Source organism: Halobellus rufus, from assembly GCF_000739575.1.
Taxonomy (GTDB): Archaea; Halobacteriota; Halobacteria; order Halobacteriales; family Haloferacaceae; genus Haloquadratum; species Haloquadratum rufum.
This window is the reverse complement of record NZ_BBJO01000002.1, coordinates 137,676-151,568: the sequence shown is the minus strand read 5'-3', so window position 1 is coordinate 151,568 and position 13,893 is coordinate 137,676. Positions and strand designations below refer to the sequence as shown.

At 67.4% G+C, this 13,893-nt stretch carries 12 protein-coding genes and 1 pseudogene; 7 read left to right on the top strand and 6 right to left on the bottom strand.

Annotated features, from left to right (window positions below; translation table 11 throughout):
• From nuoL to ACP99_RS01330, 4 genes and pseudogenes are all read left to right on the top strand, one after another.
• The gene (gene nuoL, locus ACP99_RS01345) at positions 1 to 2,019 is read left to right on the top strand and encodes an NADH-quinone oxidoreductase subunit L (RefSeq protein WP_049984868.1); all 2,019 of its coding nucleotides are present in this window, start codon (positions 1 to 3) and stop codon (positions 2,017 to 2,019) included.
• Positions 2,016 to 3,542 carry a complex I subunit 4 family protein gene (locus ACP99_RS01340; protein ID WP_049984867.1) on the top strand — a complete coding sequence of 509 codons (1,527 nt, stop codon included), beginning with the start codon at positions 2,016 to 2,018 and terminating at the stop codon, positions 3,540 to 3,542. Before nuoL ends, ACP99_RS01340 begins: the two co-directional genes overlap by 4 nt.
• Positions 3,542 to 5,055: pseudogene (locus tag ACP99_RS01335) on the top strand (NADH-quinone oxidoreductase subunit N). The gene ACP99_RS01340 and the pseudogene ACP99_RS01335 overlap by 1 nt, the downstream one beginning before the upstream one ends.
• 204 nt (positions 5,056 to 5,259) lie before the next feature.
• On the top strand, positions 5,260 to 6,513 hold the full coding sequence (locus tag ACP99_RS01330) for an MgtC/SapB family protein (protein WP_049984866.1): 1,254 nt from the start codon (positions 5,260 to 5,262) through the stop codon (positions 6,511 to 6,513).
• A 45-nt stretch (positions 6,514 to 6,558) separates the two neighbouring features.
• Here ACP99_RS01330 and ACP99_RS01325 read toward each other — a convergent pair whose 3' ends face one another.
• The gene (locus tag ACP99_RS01325) at positions 6,559 to 6,768 is read right to left on the bottom strand and encodes a hypothetical protein (protein ID WP_049984865.1); all 210 of its coding nucleotides are present in this window, start codon (positions 6,766 to 6,768) and stop codon (positions 6,559 to 6,561) included.
• An 81-nt stretch (positions 6,769 to 6,849) separates the two neighbouring features.
• Here ACP99_RS01325 and ACP99_RS01320 point away from each other — a divergent pair, with 81 nt between their 5' ends.
• The 3 genes from ACP99_RS01320 (at position 6,850) to ACP99_RS01310 (ending at position 9,587) form a co-directional block, all read left to right on the top strand.
• Positions 6,850 to 7,176, top strand: a complete 327-nt coding sequence (locus ACP99_RS01320; RefSeq protein ID WP_049984864.1) for a hypothetical protein — start codon at positions 6,850 to 6,852, stop codon at positions 7,174 to 7,176.
• A gap of 107 nt (positions 7,177 to 7,283) precedes the next feature.
• Positions 7,284 to 8,759 carry a DHH family phosphoesterase gene (locus ACP99_RS01315; protein ID WP_049984863.1) on the top strand — a complete coding sequence of 492 codons (1,476 nt, stop codon included), beginning with the start codon at positions 7,284 to 7,286 and terminating at the stop codon, positions 8,757 to 8,759.
• A gap of 39 nt (positions 8,760 to 8,798) precedes the next feature.
• Positions 8,799 to 9,587: a CBS domain-containing protein gene (locus ACP99_RS01310; RefSeq protein WP_049984862.1), complete on the top strand. Its 789-nt coding sequence runs from the start codon at positions 8,799 to 8,801 to the stop codon at positions 9,585 to 9,587.
• Positions 9,588 to 9,657: 70 nt separating this feature from the next.
• On the opposite strand, the gene ACP99_RS01305 is transcribed toward ACP99_RS01310, so the two are convergent.
• From ACP99_RS01305 to ACP99_RS01290, 5 genes are all read right to left on the bottom strand, one after another.
• Positions 9,658 to 9,885 carry a DUF7543 family protein gene (locus tag ACP99_RS01305; protein ID WP_049984861.1) on the bottom strand — a complete coding sequence of 76 codons (228 nt, stop codon included), beginning with the start codon at positions 9,883 to 9,885 and terminating at the stop codon, positions 9,658 to 9,660.
• Positions 9,886 to 9,946: 61 nt separating this feature from the next.
• On the bottom strand, positions 9,947 to 10,123 hold the full coding sequence (locus ACP99_RS20325; RefSeq protein ID WP_197052321.1) for a hypothetical protein: 177 nt from the start codon (positions 10,121 to 10,123) through the stop codon (positions 9,947 to 9,949).
• A 116-nt stretch (positions 10,124 to 10,239) separates the two neighbouring features.
• Positions 10,240 to 11,376 carry a phosphotransacetylase family protein gene (locus ACP99_RS01300; protein WP_049984860.1) on the bottom strand — a complete coding sequence of 379 codons (1,137 nt, stop codon included), beginning with the start codon at positions 11,374 to 11,376 and terminating at the stop codon, positions 10,240 to 10,242.
• Between the two features lie 12 nt (positions 11,377 to 11,388).
• On the bottom strand, positions 11,389 to 13,482 hold the full coding sequence (locus ACP99_RS01295; RefSeq protein ID WP_049984859.1) for an acetate--CoA ligase family protein: 2,094 nt from the start codon (positions 13,480 to 13,482) through the stop codon (positions 11,389 to 11,391).
• Between the two features lie 86 nt (positions 13,483 to 13,568).
• Positions 13,569 to 13,883, bottom strand: coding sequence for a hypothetical protein (locus ACP99_RS01290; RefSeq protein ID WP_049984858.1), 315 nt, complete (start codon positions 13,881 to 13,883; stop codon positions 13,569 to 13,571).
• Between the last annotated feature and the right edge of the window lie 10 nt (positions 13,884 to 13,893).

Here is a 13,893-nt window from a genome sequence, read left to right as displayed (position 1 = left end):
ATGGCAGGAATACTCGACTTCGCACCCGCGATCGTGTTGTTGCCGTTCGTCTCGTTCCTCGTCGCGCTCTCGGTGGGCGATCGCCTGCCGAAGGGCGGGGCCTACGCGGGCATCGCCGCGACGGCGGGATCGCTGATCCTGTCGGTCGCGACGGTGCTCACCGTGGCCGGGGGACAGACGTACGACGCGACCATCTACACGTGGGCGGAGGGCCTCGACGCGGTCGATCTGACGTTCGGCGTCCTGATCGATCCGCTGTCGGCGATGATGCTTCTCATCGTGACGCTCATCGCCTTCCTCGTCCACGTCTTCAGTCTCGGCTACATGAACGACGAGGGTGAGACCGGCCTCCCGCGGTACTACGCCGGCCTCGGCCTGTTCACGGCGTCGATGCTCGGTTTCGTCGTCGCTGACAACCTGCTGATGGCGTTCATGTTCTTCGAGCTGGTCGGGCTCTGCTCGTACCTGCTCATCGGCTTCCACTTCCGGGAGCCGGGGCCGCCGAGCGCCGCGAAGAAGGCGTTCCTCGTCACCCGCTTCGGGGACTACTTCTTCCTCGTCGGCGTCGTCGCCGTCTTCGCGACGTTCGGCACGGCGGCGTTCGCGGGCGAAGGATCGTTCCCCGCCCTCGCGGAGGCCGCACTCAACGGTGAGGCGAGCGTGACCACGTTCGGGCTCGACCCGCAGACGTGGTTCACGATCGTCGGCCTGCTCGTGCTGGGCGGCGTGATCGGCAAGTCCGCGCAGTTCCCGCTTCACACGTGGCTGCCCGACGCGATGGAGGGCCCGACGCCGGTCTCGGCGCTCATCCACGCCGCGACGATGGTCGCCGCCGGGGTGTACCTCGTCGCGCGGATGTACGGCTTCTACGCGCTCTCACCGACCGCGCTCGCGATCATCGCGTTCATCGGCGGTTTCACCGCGCTGTTCGCGGCGACGATGGGCGTCGTCAAGCGAGAGATCAAGCAGGTGCTCGCGTACTCGACGATCTCGCAGTACGGCTATATGATGCTCGGCCTCGGCGGCGGCGGCTACGTCGCCGCGACCTTCCACCTGATGACGCACGCCTTCTTCAAGGCGCTGCTGTTCCTCGGTGCGGGGTCGGTCATCATCGCGATGCACCACAACGAGAACATGTGGGACATGGGCGGGCTGAAGGACAAGATGCCCGTCACCTACTACACGTTCCTCGCGGGGTCGCTCGCGCTCGCGGGCATCTTCCCCTTCGCCGGCTTCTGGTCGAAGGACGAGGTGCTGTACGAGACGCTCATCCACGGCCTCGGCGGAAGCCCGCTGCTCCTCGGCGCGTACGCGATGGGGCTGCTCGCCGTCTTCTTCACCGGGTTCTACACCTTCCGGATGGTCTTCCTGACGTTCCACGGCAACCCACGGTCACAGACCGCACGCGATCCGCACGGCGTGCGCTGGAACGTCAAGGGACCGCTCGTGGTCCTCGGCGTCCTCGCGACCGTCGCCGGCGTCGTCAACATGGTGCCGATCGAGAAGCTCTTCGGGATCGGAGGAATCGACTTCCTCCACCAGTGGCTCGACGGTAGCTTCGAGGGGCTGACCGCGCACCACTACGCGGATCTCATTCCGTACAGTTCGTCGTACATCGGATCCGAGGCGACGACGGTCGCGGTCGGGGCCGCGCTCTCGCTCGGCCTCGCGCTCGCGGGCTCCGGGCTCGCGTACCTGCTGTACAACGTCCCCGAGCCGGTCCGACACACCGACCGCCTCGGTCGCATCAAGGGCCTGCTGTACAACAACTACTACCAGGACGAGTACCAGGTCTGGCTGGCCAACGGCGTCACTCGGCCCGTCGCGCGCGCCGCCAACAAGTTCGACGGCGGCGTCGTCGACGGCGTCGTCAACGGCGTCTCCGGCGTCAGCCTGTTCGCCGGCGGTCGCGTCCGCCGGATCCAGACGGGCGTCGTCAGTAACTACGCGGCGCTTCTGACGCTCGGGCTGACGGCGTTGCTTCTCGCCTTCGGGATTCTCGGAGGGTGGTTCGTATGATAATTGAAGCGCTCATTGCGGTCACGTTCCTCGCCGCGCTGGTCGTGTTCGTCGCTCCCGACGAGTACGCCGGTCGACTCGCGGCGGCACTCAGCGCGCTCCCGATCCTCGGGAGCCTCTGGATGTGGGCACAGTACGACGCGAGCGGGAACGCCCTGCTGGGCGGCTCGATCGCGTTCGAGACGGACGTCGTCTGGCTGACGCTCGGCGGCCTCGATCTGCACTGGTTCGTCGGCGTCGACGGCATCAGCCTCCCGCTCGTCGTTCTCACGACGATCCTCACGACGCTGGCGATCGTCAGCGCGTGGACGCCGATCGCGGAGCGACAGTCGCAGTTCTACGGGCTGATGCTCTTCATGGAGGCGAACCTCATCGGCGTGTTCACCGCGCTCGACTTCTTCGCGTGGTTCGTCTTCTGGGAGGCCGTCCTCGTCCCGATGTACTTCCTCATCGGCGTCTGGGGCGGTCCGAACCGCCGCTACGCGGCGATCAAGTTCTTCGTGTACACGAACATCGCGTCGCTCGTGATGTTCATCGGCTTCATCGCCTTAGTGTTCGGCCTCGGCGACTCGGTGTCGTCGCTGCGGCTTCCCGAGATCGCCCAGGCCCTACGGGCGGGCGAACTCGGCGGCTTCGCCGGCCTCGACGCCGCGACGCTGAAGACCGTCGCCTTCGTGGCGACGTTCCTCGGCTTCGCGGTGAAGGTGCCGGTCGCGCCGCTGCACACGTGGCTGCCGGACGCTCACGTCGAAGCGCCGACGCCGGTGTCGGTGATGCTGGCGGGCGTCCTTCTGAAGATGGGGACGTACGCGCTGCTTCGGTTCAATTTCACGATGATGCCCGACGTCGCGACCGCGCTCGTGGTCCCGATCGCGGGCATCGCCGTCATCAGCGTCATCTACGGCGCGATGCTGGCGCTCGCACAGGAGGATCTCAAGCGCATCGTCGCGTACTCTTCCGTCTCGTCGATGGGCTATGTCATCCTCGGACTCGTCGCGTACACGACCTACGGGGTCGGCGGCGCGACGTTCCAGATGATCGCCCACGGCCTCATCTCGGGGCTGATGTTCATGGCGGTCGGCGTCATCTACAACACGACGCACACCCGGATGGTCGGCGACATGTCCGGTATCGCGGATCGGATGCCCCTCACCGCGGGCATCTTCGTCGCCGGCGCGTTCGGCTACATGGGACTGCCGCTTATGGCCGGCTTCGCGGGCGAGTTCTTCATCTTCAAGGGCTCGTTCGAGTCGACCGTCCACAGCGGGATGCCGGTGTTCACGGCGGCAGCGATGTTCGGCATCGTCATCGTCGCGGGCTACCTGCTCTTCGCGATGCAGCGGACCCTCTTCGGGCCGTTCAGCTTCGACGGCGAGTACGAGGTCACGAACGCGCCGTTCCACGACGTCGCGCCGCTGGCAGTCCTGCTGCTGCTGACGATCGTGCTCGGCGTCGCGCCCGACCTGTTCTTCGGGATGATCCAAGACGCCGTTAACCCGATCCTCTCGGGAGGTGGGCTGTGATGTTCGACGTCGCACTGCAGGCCGAACCCGTCGCCGCGTGGACCGCGATGCTGCCGGCGATCCTGCTCGGGGTGACCGGTCTCGTGCTGCTCGGGATCGACACGCTCTATCCGGAGGAGACGTCCAACGCGCTGTTGGCCGTCACTTCCGCGGCCGGATCGCTGCTGGCCTTCGGCGTCGCGGCGTGGTTCCTGGTCGCCGGCACCGGACAGGAGCACACCGGCGGAGCGATCTCGCTGTACGGCGACACGATGGTCGTCGACGGGATGAGCCTGTTCTTCACGCTCATCTTCACCGTCGTCACCGCGATGGTCTCCGTGGCCGCCTACGACTACCTCGCCGATCAGGAGTACCGCGCGGAGTTCTACTCGCTGGTGCTGTTCGCGGCGACCGGGATGACGCTGATGTCGATGGCGAACTCGCTGGCGACCGTCTTCATCAGCCTCGAACTCGCCTCGCTGCCGTCGTACGCCTTGGTCGCGTTCCTCAAGCGGAACCGCGGCAGCGTCGAGTCGGGGCTGAAGTACTTCCTCATCGGCTCGGTCTCCTCGGGCGTGATGCTCTTCGGCATCAGCCTCGTGTACGCCACCACCGGATCGCTGATCCTCGGTGACGTCGCCAGCGCGCTGGGCGAGGGGACCGAAATGGTCGGCGTCCTCGGCGTCGGCGTGCTGATGATCGCCGGCGGGGTCGCCTACAAGACCGCCTCCGTGCCGTTCCACTTCTGGGCGCCGACGCGTACGAGGGCGCGCCCGCACCGATCTCGGCGTTCCTCTCGTCGGCCTCGAAGGCCGCCGGGTTCGCCGTCGGCTTCCGCGTCTTCGTCGAGGCCTTCCCGCTCGGGGCGATCCCGGCGGGCGTCGACTGGGTGCTCGCCTTCCAGGTGCTGGCCGTCGTCACGATGACGCTCGGTAACTTCGCCGCGGCGACCCAGGAGAACGTCAAGCGGATGCTCGCGTACTCCTCGATCGGGCACGCGGGCTACGCGCTGATCGGTCTCGCGGCGTTGACCGCGGGCGGCCCCAACGGGGACGTCCTCGGGGCGTCGATGGCGCACCTGCTCGTCTACGGCTTCATGAACACCGGCGCGTTCCTGTTCATCGCGATGGTCGAACACTGGGGCGTCGGCCGGACGTTCGAGGACTACAACGGCCTCGCGTCGGTCGCGCCGATCGCCGCGGTGGCGATGACGGTGTTCATGTTCAGCCTCGCGGGCCTGCCGCCGTTCGGCGGCTTCCTCTCGAAGTACGCCCTGTTCTTCTCGGCCATCGAGGCCGGGTTCTGGTGGCTCGCCGCCGTCGGCGCGATCAACAGCGCGCTGTCGCTGTTCTACTACAGCCGCGTCGTCAAGGCGATGTGGATCGAGTCGCCCGCGGGCGACTTCGAGATCGAGAGCCGGCCCGTCGGCCTCTACGCCGCGGTCCTGTTCGCGGGACTCGGCACGCTGCTGCTCCTGCCCGGCTTTGGTCCGGTCATCGAGACCGCCCAGTCGGTCGCTGCGGCGCTGTTCTAGCACCCCACTTTTCTAGCGGTGGATTTTCCCCGCTCACTTCGTTCGCTGCGGGAGCCCATCGTACAAAATCGAGAGGAAAAGTGCCGCCGACCTCGCGGCCCGCGGCCGCTCGTCGGCGAGATTGACTCGACGGTGAATCGAGGGCCGAGATCATCGACGGTCCGTCCCGTAGTTTGACGTCGCGCCTGCTCGAATCACTCACCGATGGTCGATCCCGTGACCGATCCGCTCGTCGAGATCCTCCTGCACCTCTCCGTGGGCGTTGCACTCGGCGCGCTTATCGGGTTGGAACGAGAGCAGAGCGAATCCGGCGGGACGTTCGCTGGGAGCCGTACCTTCCCGCTGTTCGCGCTCTACGGGGGGCTCGTGCAGGTGTTCTTCCCGTCGGCGCTGCCGCTCGCGATCGGTGTCCTGGTCGTCCCGCTGACCGTCGCCTACGCCGGAAAGATCTGGTACGAACGGGACATCGGCCTGACGACGCTTACCGCCGCGCTCCTCACCGTGATACTGGGGGCGACGGCGGTGCACTCTGACACCGGCGCGACCGCGGCGATCGTCGTCGGCGGTCTCGTCACGGTGCTGCTCTCGGTCAAAGATCCGGTTCACGAGTTCGCCGATCAGATCGACGAGGCCGAGCGAACCGCCTCGGTGAAGTTCATCCTCGTCGTCCTCGTCGTCCTCCCGGCGCTTCCAGACCGGTCGCTCGACGTGCTCTACGGGCTCAATCCGCGATTCATCTGGCTGATGGTCGTCTTCGTCACCGGGCTCGGGTTCGTCGCGTACGTGCTCGGGCAGTTCCTCGGGCCCACGCGGAGTATTGCGGTGACCGGGATCATCGGCGGGTTCGTCTCCTCGACGGCGACGACGGTCTCGATGGCGGAGAAGACGGTCCAGAACGAGTCGCTGTATCACGTCTGCGGGTTCGCGGTCGTCACGGCATCCATCGTGATGTTCCCCCGGGCGCTCATCGAAGTCGCCGTCGTCAATCCGAGCCTGTTGCCGAGCGTCGCCGTCCCGCTGGGAGTGATGACCGCCGTCGGGACGGTCGCCGCCGGGGCGCTGTACTGGCGGACGGCGACCGACGAGACCGTCGAACCCGGCGAGTTGAAGAATCCGTTTCGCCTCCGACCGGCGCTCCTCTTCGGCGGGGTGTTCGCGGTCGTGCTCTTCGTCTCCGAGTACGCACACGAGTTGTTGGGCACGTCGGGAGTGTACGCCACGGCGTTTCTCTCCGGTCTTGCCGACGTGGACGCGATGACGATCACGTTGAGTCGGCTCGCCGCCGAGGGGACGATCTCGACGGAGGTCGCGACGACGGGCATCGTCATCGCGGCCGTCGCGAACACCTTCCTCAAGGCCGCCCTGGCGTGGTTCCTGGGGACCTACCGACTCGGGCGGCTCGTCTCCGTCATCTTGGGCGTCGTCGTCGTGAGCGGTCTCGTTCTCCTCGCGGTGTAGCGAACGGGAGAGCGATCGGCGGCACCGCCGCTGGGTTCCACCACCTCACTGGTCGCGCTGGCTGTCTTCCAACTCGCGTGCGCGCTCGTCGATTTTCGAGAGTTCGCGAACGACCTCGTCGTCCCGTCCGCCGTGGCCGACTCGAACCGACAGGTCCAGAGGCGACGGGACGAATCGACGACCCTCGTCGGCATCGTCGCCGTCGTCCGCGTTTCCGATGCGGGCGAGGAACACGTCCCAGAGACTGCGGATCATAGTCGTTCGAAGGTGCTGGTCGCCGATAAGTATGCGGACTGAAACTATTATGTGGGCGTGGGCGGATGATTCCGGAGAACGATGGGTCGAACGCTCGATATCTCGAGCGACTCCCTCGGCAGCCTCCTCTACGCGGCGCAAGCGGCTGCGCTCCTGTTGGCCCTGCTCTACGTCGCGTTCCCGTTCGATAGCGCCGCAAGCGCCCTCTTGGGGGTCGCGTTCGGGTCGTTGGTGATCGCAACGGTCGTCGGCCTGTGGCGAAAACAGACCGGCAGGGAGGACGGTACGTATCCGCAAACCGCCGAGGACATCACGTACGATCCGTTCGGCGATCCCGGTCAGGCGGCCAAAGAGCGGTGGCAGAAGGCCGTCGATCGCCTGCCATCCGGCGACGACGAGCGAGACTGATACTGCGATCGGACTCCCGAGTGACGGTTCGGACACGCGTTCGTAACGACCACCGAACGCACGCGCGACCCGACGAAGTGAAATGGCGTGAACACGGATACCGGCCTATGCAACGGCGGCTGGTCCTCGGCTGCGGGTCGCCCGTCCGCGGGACCATCGATCGACTCGCCGAGTGGCCGGGTGAGCTGACGGTCGTCGGCGAATGCGATCGGGACGCGCTCGGATCGGGTCTCTCCGGCGTCACCGTTACGCAGTCCGCGCCGGACGACGTGGAGGCGTACCCGCCGGAGGCGGATCTGGTGTTCGTCGGGAGCGACGACGGTCCGACGAACGCGGCCGCAGCGGAGGCCGCCAGATCGGCGTATCCGGACGCGGAACTGGTCGCGTACGTCGGCCTCGAGGCCGACGAGGCGCTGCGAGACCGGATCGAGTCGGTCGCCGACCGGACCGTCGACGCCGTCGAGGCGATCCACCGGCGGCTTCGGGACCTGACGATCGGGCTGGGCGCGAGCCGGCTGCACCGGCTGTACACGGCGCTTCGGCGGATCAACGGTCGATTGGCCGTCGTGATGCACGACAACCCCGACCCCGACGCCATCGCGAGTGCGCTGGCGCTGTCGCGGATCGCCGAGGCCATCGGCATCGACGCCGACCCGTGTTACTTCGGCGACATCTCCCATCAGGAGAACCGCGCGTTGGTGAACCTCCTCGGGTTGGACCTGACCGAACTCGACGAGGCGGGCGACGTTACCGAGTACGGCGGCGTCGCCCTCGTCGACCACTCGCGGCCGGGGGTCAACGACGGCCTCCCCGAAGATACCGACGTCGACATCGTCGTCGACCACCACCCGCCGCGCGCGCCCGTCGAGGCGCACTTCGTCGATCTCAGACGCGACGTCGGCTCGACGAGCACGTTGCTGGCCGAATACCTCCGCCGAGCCGGGATCGATCCGGAGGAGTCGCTGGCGACGGCGCTGCTCTTCGGGATCCGGATCGACACGAACGACTTCTCGCGGGAGGTCTCCCCCGTCGACTTCGAGGCCGCCGCGTGGCTGTTGGCGCACGCGGACCTCTCCCTGCTCGACCGGGTCGAATCACCGAGTATGAGCCCTGCAGTGGTGGAGACGCTCGCGCGTGCGATCCGCAACCGCGACGTCCGCGGCGACGCCCTCGCATCGAACGTCGGCCCGATTTCGGACCGCGACGCGCTCGCGCAGGCGGCCGACCGACTGCTGAACATGGAGGGCGTCCGAATCGCCGTCGTCTACGGCTTCAAGGACGGGACCGTCTACGTCTCCGGACGGGCGCGCGGGACGGACGTCGACCTCGGTGAGACGCTTCGGGACGCGCTCGACGCCATCGGAAGCGCCGGCGGGCACGCCGACATGGCGGGCGCGCAGATTCCGCTCGGGATCCTCGGTGACGTCGACGACGACTCCGCCGCGGAGTTGACCGACATCGTCACGGAGGTCATCGCCAGTCGGCTCTTCGAGACGCTCGAAGACGCGACGACGCTGCTCGAAATCGGTATCGACGGCGCGGAGTGGACGTACGAGTCGCCGTTCGAGTCGCTGGAGGAGTGATGCCGCACGTTTTTGCGTTCGCGCCGCGTAGCGGAGACGATGAGTGGGCGACCGAAAGTAAAGGAGTATATGACGCGGGAGGTACAGACGGTCGCACCGACGGACACCGTCTCCGACGTCGCGCGGCGGATCAAAGAGAGCGAGGGACACAACGGGTTTCCGGTCTCGGAGGGACGGAAAGTCGAGGGGTTCGTCTCTGCCAGCGATCTTCTCTTAGTCGACGACGACGCCCCGATCTTCACCGTGATGGCGGAGAACATCATCGTCGCCCACCCGGAGATGGACGTGATCGATGCCGCCCGGGTCATCCTCCGATCGGGCATCCAGAAGCTCCCGGTCGTCGACGACGCCGACAACCTCGTCGGGATCATCTCCAACACGGACGTCGTCCGCTCACAGATCGAGCGGGCGACCCCCGAGAAGGTCGGCAAACTGATGCGGACGCTCGAACAGATCCACGAGATCCGCCTGCATCAAGAGCCCCGCGTCGTCGAGCTATCGGACCTCACGCCGACGCAGGGGCGCGTCTACGCCGACGAACTCGAAGGTCGCAAGTACGAACTCGAACGCGGACTCGCCGAACCCCTCGTCGTCATCGACAACGCCGGGGAACTGCTCCTCGCGGACGGTCACCACCGGGTGATGGCCGCCCACCAGCTCGGGATCGAGGAGATGGACGCCTCGGTGATCGTGTTAGAAGAGCGCGTGGATCTGGGAATGCAACGCACCGCCGACGAGGAGGGACTCAGGACGATCGAAGACATCGAGATCGCCGACTACGGTCGCCATCCACTGATCGAGACGACGCGTCGGCTCCAGGAGAAGTGAGCCGGTCGCAGTTGGCCTAGCGAGTCGACCGCGACGCGCCGAACCTGTTTCTGAGAGCCAGCGTTCTGTCTCACTCGATCGGGTCCGACGTTTGCCACGCCTCGACCAGTTCATCGGCCGCCTCGAGGTCTGCGACCCGCTCGCGCCGGTAGCCGCTCCCCTCGGGGGCCTGATACAGTCGGTCGTAGTGGACGACCCACCCGCCGTCGGCACGCTGTCGACGGCGAATCGTGGCGTAGCCGTCCTCACGCGTCCACTCGACGAACGCCTCGCCGTCTTCGCTCCGTGACCACTCCATACCGCTTTCTCGTCTGTCGGCCGCCTGTATCTTCCGGCTCGGCGGCCGCGCGGCGACGCGTTCAGTCGGCGATCTCGGGCTCGACGCCGTCCATCGCGTCGAGACTGGCGAGCGGGCCGGTTCGCGCTGCACACTCCGGACACTCGGGGTATCCGAGGTCGTCGTACCGGACCGCGTCCGCGGGGAACTCGGCACCGCACGCCGCGCACTCGAAGTATGTTGGCCAGTCGAAATCCATACGCTCACCTCGGAGTATGTGGTAATAGTTAATGGCTGGTTACACCCACGCTGCGGACGGATTCCCGGCCAAATTGGCGGCTCCGAGACGACGGAATCCCCGCGGCCTCCGACCGCTCACGAGTCACTTCGACCGTCGTCAGTGCCCTCGCTGTCGCCGTCGCTGTCGTCGGTCTCGGGGTCGATCGGTGCGTCCCCGCCGATGATCGCGTCGACGTCGGCGTGGTCGTGCAGGAGGCGCTGCATCCGCGAGATCGTCTCCTCGTCGCGCGCGCGGCCCGTGTTGACGATCGCCTCGGCGCGGTCGACGACCGAGAGCGTGTCGCCGGTCGCGAGCAGGATCGGGACGCCGCGCTTCTTCGCCTTCCCGAGGACCGCGCCGGTCGGTCGGTGGCCCCCGGTGAGGATGACGGCGTTGACGCCCGGGGCCTCCAGCGCGGCGGCGATGATCTCCGAGCGGTCGCCGCCGGTGATGACCGCGGCGTTCTTCGTCCGGCGGAAGTACCGGAGCGCGGCGTCCCCGCCCATCGCGCCGACGAGGAAGCGCTCGACGTAGCCGTCGGCGTCGCCCTCGGTGACGAACTCCGCGCCCAACTCCGCGGCGAGGTCGTCGACGTGGACGCCCGCGAGTTCGCGCTCTCGGGGGACGACGCCGAGGACCGGGACGCCCCGATCTTCGAGGAAGGGGACGGCCTCGCCCTCGAGTTCGTCGAAGGCGGCGTCGCTCACGCCGTTGAACAGGACGCCCGCGAGTCGGTCGCCGAAGGCGTCGGCGGCCGCGACGACGTCGTCGAGGTCGTTCGCGCGCTCGTAGTTCGCCACGAGGAGCACGCCGGCGTCGAGGCGCTCGGCGAGGTCGGCGTCGGTCAGGTCGACGATGCCGCCGGTGGTCCAGGAACCGCCGCCCTCGACGAGCATCAGGTCGGTCTCGGCGGCCAGTTCCGCGAAGTGCTCCTCGACGATCTCCCCGAGATCGTCGGGGTTCTCCCGGCCGCGCAGGACGCCCTCGACGAACGTCGGCGAGTACACGATCGGCTCCATCTGGTGCATCTCGCTGTCCAGACCGAGCAGTTCGCGGGCGAGCATCGGGTCCTCGTCGAGCGTCTTCCCGACGTTCGACTGAAGTCGCGTGCCCTTCGGCTTCATATATCCAACGCGGCGGCCGCGTTCCTGCGCAAGCCGCCCGAGCGCGAGCGTCACTGCCGTTTTTCCGGTGCTGTCTTCGATCGAGGTCACGAGTAGGGTGTTGTGCATTGGTGGGGCTCCTTAGCGTTCGTCGGGGTCGACGGTGAGTCGCACGTCGACGGCTTCGACGCCGTCGGGGGTGGCGACGAGGGGGTTGATGTCTAATTCGAGGATCGACGGGAAGTCGGTCACGAGCTGTGAGAGGCGCTGTATCGTCTCGACGACGCCGGCCACGTCGGCGGGGTCGCGACCGCGCGCGCCGCGCAGCAGCGGCGCGGCGTCGATCTCGCGGGTCATCGCCTCCGCCTCCGACTCCGAGACCGGCGCGACGCGGAACGTCGTGTCTTCGAGCGTCTCGACGAAGATGCCGCCGAGACCGAAGAGCAAGAGCGGACCGAACTGCGGGTCGCGGTTCATCCCGACGATCGTCTCGACGCCGCTGTCGAGGTCGACCATCTCCTGTACCTGCACGCCGATGATCGTCGCGTCGGGCTGGTAGTTGCGGGCGCGAGAGACGAGGTCCTCGTAGGCGTCTTCGACGTCCGCGTCGGCGACGCCGACTTTCACGCCGCCGATGTCGGACTTGTGCAGGATGTCCGGGCTGACGATCTTCATCACGACGTCGCCGTCGATGCCCTCGGCGACGGTCCGCGCCTCCGACGGGGAGTCGACGATCTCGCCGTCCGGCGTCGGGATGCCGTAGGCGTCGAGCAGTCCCATCGCCTCGACGCCGAGACGGTTGTCGGCGCGCCCCTCGACCGACGAGAGGATCTCGCGGACGCGCTCGCGGTCGACGTCGAACGTCGTCGGCGACTCGTACTCCCGCTCGGTGATGTCGCGGAACCGCGAGAGCGCGTCGAGTCCGAACACCGCCCGCGCGGGGTCGAAGTAGTTCGGGATGCCGGCGTCCGAGAGGATCTCCGCGGCCGGTTCGACCCGGTCGCCACCCATGAAACAGGCGGCGACGGGCTTCCGGTGTTTCTCCTGCAGTTCGACGGTGTCGGCCGCCAACTGCCCGTAATCGAGAACCGCCGTCGGGCACGAGAGGACGATCACGCTGCCGACGTTGTCGTCGCCGAGCGCGACGTCGACGGCGTCCCTGAAGCGCTCGTTGTCGGCGTCGCCGACGACGTCGACGGGGTTGTAGATGTTCCCCTCCGCGGGCAGCGCCTCCGAGAAGGCGTCGAGCGTCTCGTCGGTGAACGACGCCATCGAGAGCCGGGAGTCGCCGATAGCGTCGGTGCTCATCACCCCCGGGCCGCCGGCGTTGGTGACGACGGCGACGTCGTCGGTCTCCGGCAGGGGCTGGTTCTCCAGCACGCGCGCGGCGTCGAACAGCTCTTGGACGGACTCGGCGCGGATGACGCCAGCCTGTTCGAGGCCGGCCTCGTAGGCCTCGTCGGAGCCGGCGATCGTCCCCGTGTGGCTGGAGGCGGCCTGCGCGCCGGCGTCGGTGCGGCCGGACTTCACGAGGACGATCGGCGTCTCCTGAGTGACCTCGCGGGCCGTCTCGATGAACTCCTGCCCGTCGTCGATGCCTTCGAGGTAGCCGATGATGACGTCTGTGTCCTCGTCGTCGCCCCACTCCCGGACGAAATCGGATTCGTCGAGGACGGCCTTGTTTCCCAGCGAGACGACGTCTTTGAACCCGATTCCCTCGGCGTTCGCCCAGTCGAGGACGGCCGTGATGAACGCGCCCGACTGGCTCATGAACGACATCCGACCGGACAGCGCGTTCTCGGGGCCGAACGTGGCGTTCATCCCGACGGGCGTCGACATAATCCCGAGGCTGTTCGGGCCGACGAGGTCGATGTCGTACGCCTCGGCGACCTCGATCAGTTCCGCCTCTCGGGTCGCGCCCTCGCTGCCCGTCTCGCCGAACCCGGCGGTGATGACCACCACGCCCTCGATGCCGGCCTCGCCGGCCTCGCGGACGACGTCGACGGCGATCTCCGGCGGCACGACCACCACGGCGACGTCGGCGTCCGCCTCGCCGACGCCGTCGACAGCCGTGATGCCGAACACCGAAGCCTTGCCGGGGTTGACTGGGACGACGTCCCCCTCGAACGCGTCGAGGAGGTTCTGCATGATCGCTCGCCCGACCGAGCCCTCGCGCTCGGTGGCACCGACCACGGCGATGCGCTCGGGCGCGAACAACGCGGATAACTCTCCCATTGGTCTGAACTACTCCCGGACGGGGTTTAAATTCGGGTATTTCTTACTCGGTTTCGAGTATTCGATCGTTCGGATCCCCGCCGCCCTCAGATCAGGTCCTCGGGATCGTACTGCTCGCGCGTCCGTTCGGCCTCCGCGGCGTAGCGCTCGCGGACGTCGGGGTCGTCGACGTCGCCGAGACTCGATTCGCGGGCGAGCACGGCCGCCGTGGTGTCTCGCGCGTCGTCGAAACTCGTCAGCGCGCGCTCCTTGCGGAGGTACCGCGACCCGTCGGGGGTGGCGTATACGAGGATGACGATGTTCTGCTCGTCGTCGGAGTAGGTCCGTTCGACGAGCCAGACCCGCTCGCGGTCTCGATCCGGATCGTCGGCGTCGTCGTCGACCGCGGACTCTGTCGGCATACGCTGGGAT

Excerpts from the sequence above, each read along its gene's own strand:
- nuoL (WP_049984868.1), top strand. The coding sequence starts at position 1 with ATGGCAGGAATACTCGACTTCGCACCCGCGATCGTGTTGTTGCCGTTC.
- ACP99_RS01340 (WP_049984867.1), top strand. The coding sequence starts at position 2,016 with ATGATAATTGAAGCGCTCATTGCGGTCACGTTCCTCGCCGCGCTGGTC.
- ACP99_RS01330 (WP_049984866.1), top strand. The coding sequence starts at position 5,260 with ATGGTCGATCCCGTGACCGATCCGCTCGTCGAGATCCTCCTGCACCTC.
- ACP99_RS01325 (WP_049984865.1), bottom strand. The coding sequence starts at position 6,768 with ATGATCCGCAGTCTCTGGGACGTGTTCCTCGCCCGCATCGGAAACGCG.
- ACP99_RS01320 (WP_049984864.1), top strand. The coding sequence starts at position 6,850 with ATGGGTCGAACGCTCGATATCTCGAGCGACTCCCTCGGCAGCCTCCTC.
- ACP99_RS01315 (WP_049984863.1), top strand. The coding sequence starts at position 7,284 with ATGCAACGGCGGCTGGTCCTCGGCTGCGGGTCGCCCGTCCGCGGGACC.
- ACP99_RS01310 (WP_049984862.1), top strand. The coding sequence starts at position 8,799 with ATGAGTGGGCGACCGAAAGTAAAGGAGTATATGACGCGGGAGGTACAG.
- ACP99_RS01305 (WP_049984861.1), bottom strand. The coding sequence starts at position 9,885 with ATGGAGTGGTCACGGAGCGAAGACGGCGAGGCGTTCGTCGAGTGGACG.
- ACP99_RS20325 (WP_197052321.1), bottom strand. The coding sequence starts at position 10,123 with ATGGATTTCGACTGGCCAACATACTTCGAGTGCGCGGCGTGCGGTGCC.
- ACP99_RS01300 (WP_049984860.1), bottom strand. The coding sequence starts at position 11,376 with ATGCACAACACCCTACTCGTGACCTCGATCGAAGACAGCACCGGAAAA.
- ACP99_RS01295 (WP_049984859.1), bottom strand. The coding sequence starts at position 13,482 with ATGGGAGAGTTATCCGCGTTGTTCGCGCCCGAGCGCATCGCCGTGGTC.
- ACP99_RS01290 (WP_049984858.1), bottom strand. The coding sequence starts at position 13,883 with ATGCCGACAGAGTCCGCGGTCGACGACGACGCCGACGATCCGGATCGA.